Annotated in this window: 20 protein-coding genes; 7 read left to right on the top strand and 13 right to left on the bottom strand. The window is 43.4% G+C overall.

Translation table 11 applies throughout. The features are described from left to right. Nucleotides 1–65: 65 nt before the first annotated feature. The 3 genes from J7E35_RS21405 to J7E35_RS21395 all read right to left on the bottom strand — a co-directional run bounded on the left by J7E35_RS21405 (nt 66) and on the right by J7E35_RS21395 (nt 3,764). On the bottom strand, nt 66–1,667 hold the full coding sequence (locus J7E35_RS21405; protein WP_214783879.1) for an ABC transporter substrate-binding protein: 1,602 nt from the start codon (nt 1,665–1,667) through the stop codon (nt 66–68). 140 nt (nt 1,668–1,807) lie between these two features. Then, complete coding sequence (locus J7E35_RS21400; RefSeq protein WP_214783875.1) at nt 1,808–2,776, bottom strand: ABC transporter ATP-binding protein; 969 nt, start codon at nt 2,774–2,776, stop codon at nt 1,808–1,810. Beyond that, nucleotides 2,751–3,764 carry an ABC transporter ATP-binding protein gene (locus J7E35_RS21395; RefSeq protein ID WP_214783872.1) on the bottom strand — a complete coding sequence of 338 codons (1,014 nt, stop codon included), beginning with the start codon at nt 3,762–3,764 and terminating at the stop codon, nt 2,751–2,753. Before J7E35_RS21395 ends, J7E35_RS21400 begins: the two co-directional genes overlap by 26 nt. Nucleotides 3,765–4,164: 400 nt before the next feature. On the opposite strand from J7E35_RS21395, the gene J7E35_RS21390 reads away from it, so the two are divergent. Beyond that, a complete protein-coding gene (locus tag J7E35_RS21390) occupies nt 4,165–4,440 on the top strand; it encodes a hypothetical protein (RefSeq protein WP_214783869.1) in 276 nt (91 codons plus the stop codon). 60 nt (nt 4,441–4,500) lie between these two features. On the opposite strand, the gene J7E35_RS21385 is transcribed toward J7E35_RS21390, so the two are convergent. From J7E35_RS21385 to fabL, 5 genes are all read right to left on the bottom strand, one after another. Then, complete coding sequence (locus tag J7E35_RS21385; protein ID WP_214783866.1) at nt 4,501–6,249, bottom strand: ABC transporter ATP-binding protein; 1,749 nt, start codon at nt 6,247–6,249, stop codon at nt 4,501–4,503. Nucleotides 6,250–6,346: 97 nt separating this feature from the next. Continuing rightward, on the bottom strand, nt 6,347–6,877 hold the full coding sequence (gene ntdP, locus J7E35_RS21380) for a nucleoside tri-diphosphate phosphatase (protein ID WP_214783863.1): 531 nt from the start codon (nt 6,875–6,877) through the stop codon (nt 6,347–6,349). 237 nt (nt 6,878–7,114) lie between these two features. Then, nucleotides 7,115–7,369, bottom strand: a complete 255-nt coding sequence (locus J7E35_RS21375; RefSeq protein WP_214783860.1) for a YgaB family protein — start codon at nt 7,367–7,369, stop codon at nt 7,115–7,117. Between the two features lie 219 nt (nt 7,370–7,588). Beyond that, nucleotides 7,589–7,780, bottom strand: coding sequence for a gamma-type small acid-soluble spore protein (locus J7E35_RS21370; protein ID WP_192469469.1), 192 nt, complete (start codon nt 7,778–7,780; stop codon nt 7,589–7,591). An 89-nt stretch (nt 7,781–7,869) separates the two neighbouring features. Next, complete coding sequence (gene fabL / locus J7E35_RS21365) at nt 7,870–8,619, bottom strand: enoyl-[acyl-carrier-protein] reductase FabL (RefSeq protein WP_214783857.1); 750 nt, start codon at nt 8,617–8,619, stop codon at nt 7,870–7,872. A gap of 187 nt (nt 8,620–8,806) precedes the next feature. Here fabL and J7E35_RS21360 point away from each other — a divergent pair, with 187 nt between their 5' ends. Continuing rightward, nucleotides 8,807–9,031: a hypothetical protein gene (locus tag J7E35_RS21360; RefSeq protein WP_214783854.1), complete on the top strand. Its 225-nt coding sequence runs from the start codon at nt 8,807–8,809 to the stop codon at nt 9,029–9,031. Between the two features lie 60 nt (nt 9,032–9,091). Here the strand turns inward: J7E35_RS21360 and mutY are convergent, their stop codons facing one another. After that, entirely contained in the window at nt 9,092–10,165 is a 1,074-nt protein-coding gene (gene mutY / locus J7E35_RS21355; protein WP_214783928.1) for an A/G-specific adenine glycosylase, read from the bottom strand. Between the two features lie 81 nt (nt 10,166–10,246). Next, nucleotides 10,247–10,543: a hypothetical protein gene (locus J7E35_RS21350; protein ID WP_214783851.1), complete on the bottom strand. Its 297-nt coding sequence runs from the start codon at nt 10,541–10,543 to the stop codon at nt 10,247–10,249. 147 nt (nt 10,544–10,690) lie between these two features. On the opposite strand from J7E35_RS21350, the gene J7E35_RS21345 reads away from it, so the two are divergent. Then, nucleotides 10,691–11,677 (top strand): metal-dependent hydrolase, encoded by a 987-nt coding sequence (locus J7E35_RS21345; RefSeq protein ID WP_214783848.1) that lies wholly within the window; start codon nt 10,691–10,693, stop codon nt 11,675–11,677. Between the two features lie 395 nt (nt 11,678–12,072). Here the strand turns inward: J7E35_RS21345 and J7E35_RS21340 are convergent, their stop codons facing one another. Then, complete coding sequence (locus tag J7E35_RS21340) at nt 12,073–12,327, bottom strand: YfhJ family protein (protein WP_214783845.1); 255 nt, start codon at nt 12,325–12,327, stop codon at nt 12,073–12,075. Nucleotides 12,328–12,445: 118 nt separating this feature from the next. On the opposite strand from J7E35_RS21340, the gene J7E35_RS21335 reads away from it, so the two are divergent. Then, nucleotides 12,446–12,628 (top strand): small, acid-soluble spore protein K, encoded by a 183-nt coding sequence (locus tag J7E35_RS21335; RefSeq protein WP_023625563.1) that lies wholly within the window; start codon nt 12,446–12,448, stop codon nt 12,626–12,628. Nucleotides 12,629–12,697: 69 nt separating this feature from the next. On the opposite strand, the gene J7E35_RS21330 is transcribed toward J7E35_RS21335, so the two are convergent. Beyond that, complete coding sequence (locus J7E35_RS21330; RefSeq protein ID WP_214783842.1) at nt 12,698–13,033, bottom strand: YfhH family protein; 336 nt, start codon at nt 13,031–13,033, stop codon at nt 12,698–12,700. Between the two features lie 89 nt (nt 13,034–13,122). Here J7E35_RS21330 and J7E35_RS21325 point away from each other — a divergent pair, with 89 nt between their 5' ends. After that, the gene (locus J7E35_RS21325) at nt 13,123–13,800 is read left to right on the top strand and encodes an SDR family NAD(P)-dependent oxidoreductase (RefSeq protein WP_214783839.1); all 678 of its coding nucleotides are present in this window, start codon (nt 13,123–13,125) and stop codon (nt 13,798–13,800) included. Between the two features lie 17 nt (nt 13,801–13,817). Here J7E35_RS21325 and recX read toward each other — a convergent pair whose 3' ends face one another. Beyond that, nucleotides 13,818–14,630 (bottom strand): recombination regulator RecX, encoded by an 813-nt coding sequence (gene recX, locus J7E35_RS21320; RefSeq protein WP_214783836.1) that lies wholly within the window; start codon nt 14,628–14,630, stop codon nt 13,818–13,820. A 100-nt stretch (nt 14,631–14,730) separates the two neighbouring features. On the opposite strand from recX, the gene J7E35_RS21315 reads away from it, so the two are divergent. Further along, nucleotides 14,731–15,630 (top strand): TIGR01777 family oxidoreductase, encoded by a 900-nt coding sequence (locus J7E35_RS21315; protein ID WP_214783833.1) that lies wholly within the window; start codon nt 14,731–14,733, stop codon nt 15,628–15,630. Nucleotides 15,631–15,697: 67 nt separating this feature from the next. Beyond that, entirely contained in the window at nt 15,698–15,817 is a 120-nt protein-coding gene (locus tag J7E35_RS21310; protein WP_214735527.1) for a YfhE family protein, read from the top strand. Nucleotides 15,818–15,887 lie beyond the last annotated feature (70 nt).

The raw sequence follows: 15,887 nt of genomic DNA, 5'->3' as shown, positions 1-15,887 counted from the left end.
TGATTTGATATTTCTCTTTTCAAAAGAAAAGGGAGAATGCATATGTTCTCCCTTTTCCTGATGCATTATTTTTTGAATTCAACCGTTGCAAGCAGGTCAGATCCTGTTGGATGTGCCTTGAAGCCAGTAACGTCTGCTCTTCCTGCAAGTGCAGGTTCAGAGTGGACAAGCGGAATCCAAGGAGCATCTTCCTTAATTAACAATTGAGCTTCTTTATACAGTTTTTCACGTTCAGCCTGGTCATTTGTAGACTGAGCCTTAATGAATAGGTCATGTACTTCCTGGTTAGCGTATCGTGCGTAGTTATTGCTGTCGATATTATCCTGGTCTAAAAGGACATACAGGAAGTTATCAGCATCACCATTATCACCAGTCCAGCCAAGCAAGAATGTATCTGCTTCACCCATACGTGCTTTTTCTAGATATGTTGCCCACTCATAAGAAACGATTTTTGCTTTTACGCCAACCTCAGCAAAATCTTTCTGAAGTGCTTCAGCAACTTTCTTTCCGTCTGGCATATAAGGTCTTGCAACTGGCATTGCCCATAGTTCCATTTCAAAACCATCTTCATATCCAGCTTCCTTAAGAAGTTCCTTTGCCTTCTCTGGGTCGTATTCATAAGCTTCTACATCATCGTTGTAGCCAGCTACCGATTTCGGCATTGGGTTTTTCGCAGGCTCAGCAGCACCAGCATAGAAAGCATCGATGAGCGCTTGCTTATTGACCGCATAGTTCAATGCCTGGCGAACCTTTTTGTCTTTCATAGGCCCGCGTTCGTTATTCAATCCCAGGTAAGCAACGTTCAGAGAAGGACGGTAGAAGGTTTGCAGGTCCGCATTTCCTTCAATCGCTTCGACATCACTGAAGTTCACTCCATCGATAATGTCCACTTCACCAGTATTCAATGCATTCAAACGTGCAGAGTTTTCAGGAATCACACGGAAGATAACTTCATCAAGCTTTGGAAGGCCCTCTTCCCAATATTCTTCGTTTTTCACAAGCGTTACTCTGTCATTTCGTTTCCACTCTTTAAACTTGAATGGTCCAGTTCCTACTGGATTTTCAATGAACTTATCACCATGCTTCTCGATTGCAGCAGGGCTTGCAATCCCGAATGGAGACATTGCAAGGTTTTTGTAGAATGGAGCAAGAATACGGTTCAATGTGAATTCAACTGTATGCTCATCCACTGCCTTAACTTCCTTGATTACGTCACCAAATTGTGAGTTATAGTAGTAGAATTGTTCTTTATTGCCGGCCTTCCAGCGCTCGAAGTTGAAGACTACAGCTTCAGCGTTGAAGTCAGTGCCGTCATGGAATTTAACACCTTTACGAAGTTTAAGTGTATGTTTCAGACCATCTTCAGACTCTTCCCAGCTTTCTGCAAGCCCCGGGTGGATCTCTGTATCCTGCTCACCGAACTCGATGAGAGTTTCGTAGATGTTCTTTGTTACTTTGAAAGCTTCGCCTTCAGTTGTTACAGCCGGATCAAGCGATGTGGAATCGCCGCCGCGGCCAAATACAAGAGTTCCACCGGATGATGATCCACCATCAGAACCAGACTCACCGCCAGTTTTCTTCCCGCCGGATTCATTATTACAGCCGGCAAGCCCTAAGCTAAGGATAAGGATAAAAGCAAAAAACATTAATCCAAAACGCCTTTTCATATTCTTCCCCCTTGTTTTTTCGGACTGGTTTTATATATCCAGTCCATAATATCTATCATCTATGCTGTTTTCCCTGCAGACATTCCTGTCTGGAATGAAAATCGATTCCAGATTTCCTGGAATGAAATAATTCCTGATTATCAGGAATATAGATGGCAGGCAGCAAAATGACCAGGTTCAATTTCCTTCAATACAGGTCTATCAGTCTTGCAGATTTCCATGCATTCCTTGCATCTTGTATGGAATGCACATCCTTGCGGTGGATTCGCCGGGCTGGGGAGATCCCCTGTCAGCAGCTCCTGTTCCCTTTTTACATCAGGATCCGGGATCGGTACCGCTGAAAGCAGGGCTCTCGTGTACGGATGGAGCGGCTTTTCGTACAGCTTCTCGGCTTCCGTGATCTCTACGAGTCTTCCTAAATACATGACCCCTACCCTGTCACTAATATGCCTTACCACTCCAAGGTCGTGGGCTATGAAAATATAAGTCAACTGGAATTCCTTTTGCAGGTCCTCCAGCAGATTCAGTACTTGTGATTGAATCGAAACATCGAGTGCGGACACAGGTTCATCGGCTATGATTAGCTTCGGCCTTGTCATCAGGGCCCTGGCAATCCCGATCCGCTGGCGCTGTCCGCCGCTGAACTGGTGTGGATACCTTTTGGCATGGTAGCTGCTGAGACCTACTACTTCAAGCATTTCCTTGACCATCTGCTTGCGTTCCTTCTTGGTTCCGATTCCATGGACAATCAAAGGTTCCTCGAGGATTTTCTCAACTGTATGCCTTGGATTCAGTGAGGCAAATGGATCCTGGAAGACCATCTGCATATCTTTGCGGGCCTTGCGCATATCGTTGTCCGAAAGGGTCACAAGATCTTTTCCTTCAAAAACGACCTGCCCTTCTGTCGGATCGATCAGACGCATCAACATTCTGCCAGTAGTTGATTTCCCGCAGCCTGACTCACCAACAAGACCAAGTGTTTCACCTTTATTCACCCAAAAGCTGATATCATCAACAGCTTTGACGCTTCCAGTCTGCTTGCCAAGGATTCCCCCGTTAATAGGGAAATATTTTTTTAATCCATCAACTTTTAACAGTACTTCGGCCATTGGCTACTCCCTCCTTCTCATGCAGCAGGCAACGAACAGTATGGCCTGGCCTGCCAGTTTCATAGAGTTCAGGATCTTCGCCCAGGCATCTTTCCATGACAAATTCGCATCTAGCCGCAAACCTGCAACCGACCTTAATTGACCCTGGCTTCGGAACGTTACCAGGAATGGAGTATAATCTTTCCTGCTTATCCCTGATATCCGGGATCGATTTTAGGAGGCCGAGCGTATAAGGATGCTTCGGATTTTTAAAAATATCCTGGACCAATCCTTCCTCCACGATTTTCCCGGCATACATGACAACGACACGCTGGCAAACCTCTGCGACAACACCGAGATCATGGGTGATCATGATAATCGCTGTATCGAGCTTTTCGTTCAGATCCTTCATCAGCGCCAGAATTTGCGCCTGGATGGTCACATCAAGCGCCGTTGTCGGTTCATCCGCAATGAGCAGCCGCGGGTGGCAGCTCAGTGCCATTGCAATCATGACCCTCTGTCTCATTCCTCCTGACAGCTGATGAGGATATTCCTTAATGATTTGTTCTGCCCTTGGCAGCCCGACAAGTTTAAGCATCTCCACAGCCTGCTGATAAGCAGCCTTTTTGCCGAGCTTTTTATGTATTTTGAGAGCCTCAACGAGCTGTTCACCAATTGTGAATAATGGATTCAGCGAAGTCATCGGTTCCTGGAAAATCATCGCGACCTCATTTCCGCGGATTTCACGCATTCTCCTTTCAGAAGCGTGAACAAGGTCTTCCCCATTCAGAAGGATTTCTCCTCCAGCAATTTTTCCTGGAGGCTGGGGAATCAGCTTCATGATTGATAAGGAAGTAACACTCTTTCCACTGCCCGATTCTCCGACTATGCCAAGGATTTCTCCTTTGTTAACTGAAAAGCTTACATCATCGACTGCAGGAATCTCTCCATCTTTAGTGATGAATGATGTCCTTAAGTTTTTTACATCTAAAACCGGAGCATGTACCACTTTTCTACTCCTTTCTATTACCGAAATATTATTGTTGAATAAAAATGACTTATGTCTGTGTTAAACATTTTATATTAAATGCACCAGGATAGTCTACTGATTTTTCTTAATTATTTAAATATAATAATAATTTAGAATAATTTTAGGCATTTGGTACTATTTGTATGTCAAAAGCTGATAAATTACGACACTATAGAAATGCGGAGGAAGTAATATTTTTTCTAGTGAATCTCTCTTAGAAGAACAAAAAGCGCAAGCGCCTCGTTGAGCCCCGACAAGCGCTGCCCGCCTATGACGCCACGTCCTCCCAAAAGCTACCGCTTTCGGTCGTGCGTTGATTCGCTTCGAAGCTTTCCTTATCCTGTGGCTGGCGGATCTAGCAGCCTGGGAGGGCCTGACATTGAAGTCGTTCTTTGACTTCATTGGCAGGACCGAACTCGAAAAGTATAGCCGACTGCTTAGAAACGCAGAAACTGGAGACTCCGACAAAGAAGCGCTTTTTGCTTCTGCCGGCGGAGTTGAAGTTTCGGAGTTTCTAGGAGGCGACACTAGACAAGCATCTCGAGGGGCTAAGCGCTGGAGTTGGATTAAGACACCCACATGTAGTTATTCACACAAAAATGCTTTTAAAATTTCCTATACAATAAAAAATTCCCCGAACAATGTCGGGGAATAGATGTAGTATAATAAGCAAAATAAAAACCGAAGCGAAAAGCTTCGGTTTTTGGTGGATAATTTAACTTTCAAGCTGTTGGACCTGGAAGAGTCTATGGTAGCCGCCCTGCTTTGCGATCAATTGATCATGGCTGCCGTCTTCGACGATTTCCCCGTGCTCGATCAGGACAATCCTGTCGGCATGTGTAATCGTGGACAAACGGTGGGCTACAACGAATGTTGTCCTGTCTTTTGCCAGCTTCTCGATTGCTTCCTGAATAAGATGTTCACTCTCAAGGTCAAGCGCTGATGTTGCTTCGTCAAGAATCAAGATTGGCGGGTTCTTCAGGAATACGCGCGCAATCGCGACTCGCTGCTTTTGGCCTCCGGAAAGTTTGACGCCCCTTTCCCCGACTTTCGTATCATAGCCTTCTGGCAGATTAATAATAAAATCGTGGGCATTTGCAGCTTTTGCAGCTTGAATTACTTCCTCGTCACTAGCTCCCGGCCTTCCTAAAAGGATATTCGATTTGACGGATTCACTGAATAAAATATTATCCTGCGCAACCATGCCAATTTTATCGCGCAGGGAACGGACCTTGAACGAACGGATGTCCTTACCATCGAGGAGAATCTCACCCTCGGTAACATCAAAGAATCTTGGAATCAGGCTGACAAACGAGGATTTTCCGCCGCCGCTCATGCCGACCAATGCAATTGTTTCTCCCTTCTTAACCTCTATATTCAATTTCTTTAGAACCGTCTCCCCGTTTTCCTCATAAGAGAAGCTTACATTTCTAAAAGAAATATCCCCATGCACTTGTTTCAGTTCAATGGCATCAGGAGAATCCTTGATATCATATTTTTCATCCATGAACTCAAAAACCCGGTCCATTGATGCGATCGCCTGTGTCAATGTAGTTGATGAATTCACAAGCCTGCGCAGAGGGTTATACAGTCTGTCGATATACGCGATGAAAGCCGCCATTTCCCCTATGGTCAGATTCTCTTGAAGGACCTGGTAACCGGAAAACCCAATAACCAGCAGTGGCGCTATATCTGTAATCGTATTGACTACCGCAAATGCTTTTGCGTTCCATCTCGTGTGGTCAAGCGCTTTTGTTAGAAAGTTTTTATTCTGCTGGTCAAACTGTGTCTGTTCATAATCCTCAATCGCAAAGCTTTTGATGACCGAGATACCAGCCACTCTTTCATGCAAATAGCTTTGTACCCCCGCGAGTGCCTGTGACCGTTCTCTCGTAAGCTTCCGAAGGTTCCCGAAAAAGAATTTTACCGAAAAAGCGTAAAAAGGGAACAGGATCAATGAAACAAATGTAAGCTGGACATCCATCGAGAACATGATAGCAGCTGCTATTAATATCGTAGCAACGTCAAGCCACAGATTCATCAGCCCAGTAACCACGAAGGTCTTTGTCTGCTCGACATCATTGATCATCCTTGAGATGACCTCTCCTGCTCTCGTATTGGAGTAATATTTGTAGCTGAGTCTCTGCATATGGGTAAACAGTCTGTCTCTTATATCATAAAGGATTTTGCTCGCTGTCCACTGGGCAAAATATTGACGATAGTACTCAATAGGCGGCCTGAGCACGACAAAAACAACGATCATGATGCCCATTATCCAAAGCAGTTTGTCTATTTTTTCATCCTTGGCCAGTGTTTCATTTCCGATCACATCATCAAGGACAAATTTAATTAAAAGCGGAATCAACAGCGGAATCGCGAATTTAAGGATGCCGATTATGATTGTTCCAATGATTTGCAGCCGATATGGTTTGACGAATTTTAAGTATCTGCGGATGCTGCCCATTTAAAAAGTTCCCCCTTATGGAGCCTTGCCTTGCTGTCTGCACGAAACAAAACCTGTTGAATCAATCAACAGGCTGATGCTTGTCTACCCTGTATGGTTAACGACGATAGGTTAAATACCGTTCATAATAAATGTCGATGAAATCTGGCGCAAAGGGACCCTTTCTTTGCCTGATCCAGCGTTTTAGCTTTTCAACATTATATTTTAATATCTTGTCGATTACCTCAGGGTATTGCATTTCTTTACGATGGCGCTCATATTCATCTTCATCGAGCAGGTTAAACGTCATATCAGGAAAAACTTTAATATCGAGATCATAGTCAATATATTTCAGCGCTTCTCCATCAAAAATAAATGGAGAACTGATATTGCAGTAATAATACACGCCGTCTTCCCGAATCATGCCTATAACGTTGAACCACAGCTGAGAGTGGAAGTAACAGATTGCAGGCTCTCTCGTAATCCAAGTTCTGCCGTCTGACTCAGTCACGACTGTCCGATCATTTCCGCCTATCACAAGATTTTGCGTTCCTTTTAAGACGGTAGTTTCTTCCCAGACTCGATGGATGTGCCCATTATGCTTATAACTATGGATTTGGATCGGTTCACCTTCTGTGGGTACGCCCATGTTCTTCTCCCCTACTTTCCTTTCCCGGAAACTTTGCAACCTATTAATGTATATGTATCTATTTCCTTCAAAACGACAAAAGGCAACAAAGAACGATTCCTATTTTTTATTATTATAACGGTTAACGAGAGAATTTAAAACAAAAGAGCCACCGATTTCCTCGATCGCCCAATAAACTTGCTTGAATTTTTATAAAAGTCCACTATTTTTTATTCCAATCAAATAAACAGAGAAGTCTTAACGAAAGGTAACGGCAAGCTCCTGATAAGTATGGATTACTTCCTCCGTCTGCTTTTCAAACATTTGGTGTATCTCCTTAAGATCCTGCTTTTTTCGGTCAATTTCCATCCGAAGATCCTCTAGTTCAGCGCTTTGCTTAAGGGTATCCAGCTGCTTTTCAATCTCCTGGCATCTTTCCAATTCAGACTGCAGATATAGAAGTTTTTCCATCGTTTGCATTTGTGTAGAAACCAAATCGTTAAATTTATCCATGCTTTTCCACCGCCTGTAAAATTTATCTTTTAAAAGTATTCTTGGGTGGCGATGAAAATCCTTTGACTAGTTATGTAGAGGAATTGGAACCTTTGTCGAATGGAGGATATTTGATTAATTGCGAATCTGTGGCAGTTAAACCATCCTTCTCATCTGTTTCGGATCCAGCAACAATAGAAAAAGGCACTCTGCGAATGAGAGTGCCTTTCATTAAGGTGATTAGCGCTGTTGGCCAGAGTTTTGGCCTTTGCGAGCTTCAGCTTGCTGGTTTTGCTGGCGTACTTCTTGAGCATTAGTTTCGCTCGCGAATTCAGTGCCGAATTGGCCCTGGCGACCAGCAGATTGAGCGTTTTGCTGGCGTACTTCTTGAATGTTAGTTCCAGCTTGAGATTGGTTAGGTTGTTTTGCCATTGTTTATCACCTCCACGAATAATAGATTAACCATCCGTTGAAGGTGCTATCCGACTTTTTTATACCAAATTCATCCAACAGCATTCTTCTTACACCAATAAAGAGATACCGCCATCGACGATGATTGTCTGCCCCCGGATCATGCTCGATTCATCCTTAAGCAGGAACATGATGGCATTGATCATATCTTCGATTTCGACCATCCTTCCGGCAGGTGTTTTCTCTTTAGCCTCGGCAAGGAGTTCCTCTCTATTCGGGAAGTGCGTCAGTGCTTCGGTATCCACCGCCCCGCCTGAAACAGCGTTGACAACGATATTTTTACGCGCCAGCTCTACGGCCAGATAGCGTGTCAATGCTTCCAGAGCCGCCTTTGAAACCCCCACTGTCGTATAATTTTCAAGGTATCGAATCGAGCCAAGAGAACTGATGCTGACAATTTTACCTCCGCCATTCCTCTCCATCAGCTTCGCCGCTTCCTGTGAACAGAACAACAAAGCCTTACTATTGATGTTCATCGTCCAGTCCCAATGTGATTCCTCAAGCTCCATTGCCGGCCGCAACACACCTGAAGCTGCATTGTTAACAAAGACATCGAGCCTTCCAAATTCCGCCTCAATTTGTTCGAACATTGCTTTTATCTTGCTGACATCCCCGACATTCGCCTTAACGACAAGGACTTTTCTGCCAAGTGCTTCGATCTCTTCTGCTGTTTCCTGGGCTGCCTTCTTGCTGCGGGCATAATTAACGACGATGTCATATCCCTCTTTTGCGAGTTTGAGGGCCGCCGCTTTTCCGATTCCCCGGCTGCTTCCGGTAATAAGTGCAACTTTTTGTGTCATTTAAAAAATCCCTTTCTATCCAGCTCCTGCAAAGAATAGCAGAATCTTAATTTTGTTTCATTTTAGCCTTTTCAGGTATATAAGACAATAAGGATTTATTCCTTGTCAATGAAACCTTTGATAAAAAACCACCGTACTGAAAACACTAATCTTTAGGTTAATAATCTTAGGAAAGGATGATTCCCGAATGTATGTAGGACGTGATATGACCGAATTATCGATGATTCCCAAAACCGATTGGAAGGATAGCGAGCTTGCTTTTTTCCATCACTCTCTCCAGCAAATGGTTCCTTACCTGAATGCTGAAGGCCAGACGATCCACAGGGAAATCGTTGAAGAAATTGAAAACCGGGGTGGTTTGAACCGCGGCGAAGCTGATTACACTCATGGAACGAAAGTGAGCTACGATTAAGATCGAAAAGCGCTTTGAGTATAAAATTCTTTCAAATAAATAAGGCTGCTAACCCGTTGGTTAGTCAGCCTTATTATATTCCAGATAGCGCTTCAGCATTTTTTGGTATGGTACTGGAAATGCAAATTCTTGGATTTCCTTCTCGGTAACCAATTTAAGCTGTGACGTCTCGTAGATTTCGCCCGTAAATTGTCCGCTGAATACCTGTATGTTCCATATCAAATGCGAAAACACGTGGTCGATTTCCCCTATGGATTCATGCATCTTTGGCGTTAACCCATAAGCCTCTTCAAAATGCTCTGACAACTGGTCTCTTTGTCTCTGGAAGTCGAGGCTCAGCTCAACAGTCGGGAACTCCCACAGGTTTGCCAGCAAGCCGGTTCCAGGTCTTTTTCTGATGAGGATTCTTCCTTCCTCGTCCTTAAAAATTCCGGCAGCAAGCTGAACATTTTTCTGCTTTTTCTTTTTAGTTTTAACGGGCAATTCACTCTGCACGCCTTCGTGAAAAGCTTCGCAGTGTTCCCTGACCGGGCAAAGCAGGCAGGAAGGGGAGGTCGGAGTGCAAATAAGGGCCCCAAGCTCCATCAGCGCCTGATTGAAATAGGAGGGATTTTCGTGGGAGATCAGCTCCCTTACTGCCGTTTCAAAAATTTTACGGGATGCAGGCCTGGCAATATCCTCCCAAATCAATAAGATACGTGATAATACCCTCATGACATTACCATCCACCGCTGGCTCAGGTTTTCCATAGGCGATACTGAGGATTGCTCCGGCAGTGTAGGGCCCTACACCTTTTAATGCAGAGATTTCTGCTGGTGAATCTGGAACTTTGCCGCCGTACCTTTCATTAACTTCTTTTACAGCGGATTGTAAATTACGGACACGGGAATAATAACCGAGACCTTCCCATGCTTTAAGGACTCTTTCTTCATCAGCGGCTGCAAGCGCCTCTATTGTTGGAAAATTTTCCAAAAATCGATTAAAATAAGGGATGACAGTATCTACTCTTGTTTGTTGGAGCATGATTTCTGATACCCACACTTTGTAAGGATCCTGGTCCTTTCTCCATGGCAGTTCTCGCTGCTCACTTACAAACCATCCTATCAAGTCATCCTGAAAGGATTTTATATCCATTTTATCTATACATTTCTTGATGTCAGTTGCCACTTTTGTTCCTCCAGGTGTTAAACTTTCCGGTAATTTGGGAATATAATATTAACGCTTCTGCTTTATCGCCATGAAGCCTATTCGTTCCAATCCGCCAGGAACAAAGTCCTCAAGGATTCCGAAAACGGAATGGTTCCGGGATAGCCGCATTTTTTTCAACGCATGGTAATGGGCTTCAGTCGGGACATAGAATGATTCGATGAACATATTACGCTCATCCGACTGGCTGCATGAAAACATATCAGCTTCAAAATCAGGCAGCATGGTTGAGATCTTATCGATTATTTCACGGTATTGGCTAAGCAGATTTTGTTTTACTTCATATTGAACAATCATCTGGATCAATTTATTCAGCTCCTTTATGTGTTTCTTGAAGGGACTGATTGATACAGCCCTTTAAAAGTAAACTATTATTCATATTGTGACAAGGAATTTTACCTTCCAAGCGCTGGTTTTGCATAAAATAAATTTTATAAAAAGGAGGCTGTTCCCATGGATACTGGAACCCATGTTGTGATGGGATTCGCTCTAGGCGGGTTAGCTACGCTTGATCCTGCTGTTAGCGGAAGCACCGCCACTGCCTCAAGTGTTCTGATTGCTACACTTGTGGGATCGCAAATCCCTGATATCGATACTGTATTGAAATTGAGGAATAATGCTGTCTATATCCGGAACCACCGCGGCATTACCCATTCGATTCCAGCAGTCCTCCTGTGGCCGCTGCTTATTTCTGGGACAATCTACTTTTTCAACCCAGAAGCAAATTTGCTGCATTTATGGATTTGGACATTTATTGCCGTTTTCCTTCATGTTTTTGTCGACATTTTCAATGCCTATGGGACACAGGCTTTGCGTCCTTTCTCGTCGAAATGGGTCGCTCTGGGGGTAATCAATACATTCGACCCGATTATTTTTGCGCTTCATGTCGTCGGATTGTTCCTCTGGGCATTTGGATATCATCCTGGATATACCTTTTTAACGATCTATGCCATCCTGGTGTTCTACTATATTTACCGCTTTATCATGAAGTTTCGCATCAGAAGGGCAGTTGAAAATATTGTTCCAGATGCAACTGAGATCATCATCGCCCCGACCATGAGGTTTAATCATTGGCGGGTCGCAGTAATGAACAAGCACCAGTTCTTTGTCGGCCGCGGACACAAGCATCATGTGAGGATTCTCGATCAATTCAATCGTGTGCCTGTCCCGGAAACCGAGGTATTGGAAGCAGCAAAAAAAGACAAGAACCTGTCAGCGTTCCTGTCCTTCTCTCCAGTCTACCGCTGGGAATGCGATGAATATGATGACTATTACGAGGTCAGGTTCATTGACCTGCGCTATCGCAGTAACGGGCATTATCCATTCGTCGCTGTCGTGAATCTAAGCAAGGACCTGGAAATTCTCAGCTCCTACACAGGGTGGATCTATAGTGAGGAAAAACTAAGAAAGAAATTGGAATTCCTTCCTGGAGAAGGCTAAGACCGGGCGTATATTGCCCGGTTTTTTTGTGCGGATTTTCCGCAGAGAATATGGAGAGGGATGGTATCTTTTAAAAAAATATTTTATGTTACCGGTTTTCTGGGTTCTCCTTATAACCGGGCACATATCCACTGTTTTTGTTACCGGTTTTCTGGGCTCTCCCTCTAACCGGGCACATATCCACTGTTTTTGTTACCGGTTTTCTGGGTTCTCCCTCTAACCGGGCACATATCCACTGTTTTTGTTTCCAGTTTTCTTGGTTCTCCCTCTAACCGGGCACATATCCACTGTTTATGTTACCGGTTTTCTGGTTTCTCCCTCTGACTAGGCGCATTTCGGCTTTTTTATCCTCACCTTGGCAAAACAAAAATCCCCGTGAAAATGGGGATTCTCATTTACTCAGCATTCAATAAATGCTTATACTTCGGGTTCCTGGCGACAAATTCATGTAGCTGCCCCCCGTAATTTTCGATCCATTGACGGACCACTTTTTCAGTCATTTCGCTGCCCATATATTTATGTCCAGCTTTTGCGTAGGTTGACTCAAAGTCTCCCCATAAAAGCTCCACCCATGTCAATGCCTGCTCATAAGTGATCCCATTATTTTTTTCCTGCAGCAGGCTTGCCAGCTTCTCAAGAGTTTCCTGCAATTGTGAACACCTCTTTGCCAATTTTTAATGTAGTTATGAATGATTGGTTTTATCCAATACTATAAATGCGTGCAGCTGTTTTGGCATACACGTAATTTTACCCGTCACGGAGGGCAATATGCGAAATAAAGTAACCAACTTCCCAAACCAGAACAACAATAAGCTTGAGGGCGAACCCCGGGCAAAAGCTGAATATGCTTCAAGAAGAGCTGATGGTACAATCAATACTCATCCGCAAGAGCGCATGTACGCCTCATCTCACCGTGAAGATGACACTTCAGCGGTTATAAAAGACCATTAAAAGCTCACACTGAACAGCAGGATGCTATAAAATCAGCAAAAACCCAAACCCAGGTGCAAAACCAGATACTTAATTCTGGTTTTGCTCCAATTTCAATAATAAGGAAATCGGCAGTGCTTCTTCTTTTCCATCTCCATTAAGACGAGCACCCCAGGCAAAAATGCCATTCATATAATCAATTTTGAAATAGGAGCCCGGGTCCCCATCAATCCCATAGATTTCACCCGATTTAAAATCATCCGGGTTTAACATGTAAGATTTGGCCATAGCAATTTTACGTTCGTAAACGGCAAGCTCACTTACCATCCCCATCTGCTCTGCCTTTCTAGCTTTATCACGCAGACTGGCGATTTCCTGGTTCAATTCGTATGCAGATAACTCACTGTAACGCTTTTCCCTGCTCATTTATAATCACTCCTGGATTGTTCTCGCTTTTAACATTCAAGCATTTAAGATATAACTAAATTATAGCATGTTATATTAAGGAGGCTATCATGAAAGCAATCATTGTGACTGGTGCCGGTACTGGCCTGGGAAAAGAGCTGTCCTTGCTTTTGGCCAAACAAGGTTACCATTTGATCTTAACAGGAAGAACTGAAGAAAAGCTAAATGTAGTCAAAGAGCAAATCGAGAAGTCAGGAGGAAGTGCCACGGCAATCCAACTTGACCTTCGAAACCTTGAGGATATCAAGGAAAAAGCTCTGTTGATCAGTAAAAAGCATGAAATTTTCGGTCTCGTGAATAATGCAGGTCTTGGTTACTTCGGCCCGTTCTCCGAAGTCTCAGATACTGAAATCGAGGAGATGTTCCAGACGAATGTATTTGGCACCATTAATCTGACGAAGGCCATCCTCCCTTATCTGGAACAGAATCATGAAGGGCTGGTCTTAAACATTGTTTCTACTGCCGGGCTGCGCGGGAAAAAGAATGAAGCTGTTTATTGCTCCAGTAAATTCGCTGTCAGGGGTTTTACTGAAAGCCTGCAGAAGGAGTATGAAGGAACCGGAATCCGATTCGTTGCTGCTTATATGGGGGGAATGAATACTCCATTCTGGGATGATAGTGAACATGTGGCTGACCCAGCAAGACTTCGGTCAGCTGCCGAGGTAGCCGAAATCATAATCGAAAATCTGAACAAAGACGAAATTGTTATAGAATCTAAAAAATCATGACACATGTCATGATTTTTTTATTCCTCATTCTCTTTTTCAGAAATGAAATCATCAATCATTTCCATTGGGAACCCTTTGCGGTACAACGCCATCTTCAGCTTCTGTCTATATTCCCGTTCCGGCAGTTTACTGTATTTGTTGTGCAGCTTCTCCCCCTGGACCCTTAATGCATCCATTTCATCGTCTTCTTCCTTCACCACATTTGTTTCTTGCAGGGCAGCCCTGATAATCGCGAAGGAATACCCTTTACGCTGAAGCATCTGCTCTATTTTCTGTTTCAGGATTTTGGATGAATCCTTCTTATTTTTCTGTGCATATTTATCACTAAGCTTAATCGCTTTTTCTAATTGTTCATCAAATGAAACTTCTTCAATGATCTTTGAAATGAGATCAGGTGATATTCCTTTATTCTTCAATTCCTGCTTAATCACCTCTGCTCCCTTGTCAGTCGTATTCAGCTGAGTACGGACAAAGGCATTGGCAAATTCCTCGTCATTCAGGAATTTGAATTCATATAATTTATGGATTGCTTCTTTTATAACTGGTTCAGCCATTTCTTTTTTTAACAGGTAATCACGTACTTCAGTTTCAGACCTCATGCGATGGGCTAAATAATTGATGGCTGCATTATAAGCTTTCCGGATGTCATCCTGGAAAAGCATCTCTGTTACTGAAAAATCATCGAGCTCCATCCCTTTTTTCAGGTTATGCTTAATCAACACATCTTCATCAACGCTGAAGGCATACTCTTCCCCTCTGCCGCTGTCGGTAAAAATGCTGTATCTTTCCTTATTATGTTTTTGAACAGAAATCTTTGTGATCACTGGCATGTGATTTTCACCTCTAATGAAACTTTAACACATTCAAAGGAGGATTATCATTTTAAAAGAAGTACTATATTAACAAGAGGCTTTATTGAGGAGGGGTTTGATGAAAGTAGCGATAACCGGAGGAACTGGACTTGTTGGCAAAGCTCTGAGCAGTTATTTGATACAAGAAGGCCATCAAGTCTATATATTAACTCGGAATCCAGGTGAATCACAAAGCAGCAACCCAAAGTTTGTCCAATGGCTCAATCCTGGAGACGAACCTGAAAAGGAACTGGAAGGCATTGATACTATTGTCAATCTTGCTGGGGCCACAATCAATAGTAAATGGACGGATGAGTATAAACATAAAATTATTGCCAGCCGGCTGAAGGCAACTGATGAAGTCAAAAGGATTATTGAAATGATGCCGAAAAAACCTTCTGTTTTAATCAACGCAAGTGCTGTAGGCTATTATGGCACATCTGTAAACAAAGAATTTACGGAACAATCACATAAAGGCAGTGACTTCCTTGCCGAAACGGTCGATCAATGGGAAGCTTCAGCAGCCCAGGTTAATGTTATGGGTGTCCGGTCCGTTTTTTGCCGTTTTGGAGTCATCCTTGATAAAACTGCCGGAGCCCTGCCGCGAATGGTCCTCCCATATAAATTTTTTGCTGGAGGAAAAATCGGATCCGGAAAGCAATGGCTTTCATGGATTCATATAGAGGATGTGGTACGAGGTGTTATTTTCGCAATCGAAAATAATAAAGTAAGCGGCCCTGTAAATTTCACAGCCCCCTGCCCGGTAAAGATGGAGCAATTCGGTGAAACCTTATCCAGAGTCATAAAACGCCCCCACTGGATGCCTGTGCCTTCATTTGCTTTAAAAGTACTGCTGGGAGAAATGAGCATCCTTGTATTGAAAGGACAGCGTGCATTTCCTGAAAAACTCCTAAAAGAAGGATTTACATTCAGGTATCCCGAACTCCAAGATGCACTTATAGAAATTTTCGGCAAATAATGCTGTTTAATCCCTTTCAAAAAGGAAATACTGGTAAAGTAAAACAATTTGAAAGGGTGGGTAACCAATGGATAAGAAAAAACGAGACAAGACTAAAAGCACTTTATCAAGCATGCAGGAAGTTACATACAGCCATGAATTCAAGAAAGCCGACAGAGCTGGCGGCTATACAAATGGAAAGAGATAATAAGCATTAAGCACCCCTTTATTGCGGAATATAAAAGTACGGAAATGATCCTATTTCCGTACTTTTATCG

Origin of the sequence: Bacillus sp. ISL-45 (genome assembly GCF_018613195.1) — a bacterium.
GTDB lineage: Bacteria > Bacillota > Bacilli > Bacillales > Cytobacillaceae > Mesobacillus.
Note: the sequence above shows the minus strand (reverse complement) of the source record. Positions and strands in the feature narration are given on the sequence as shown.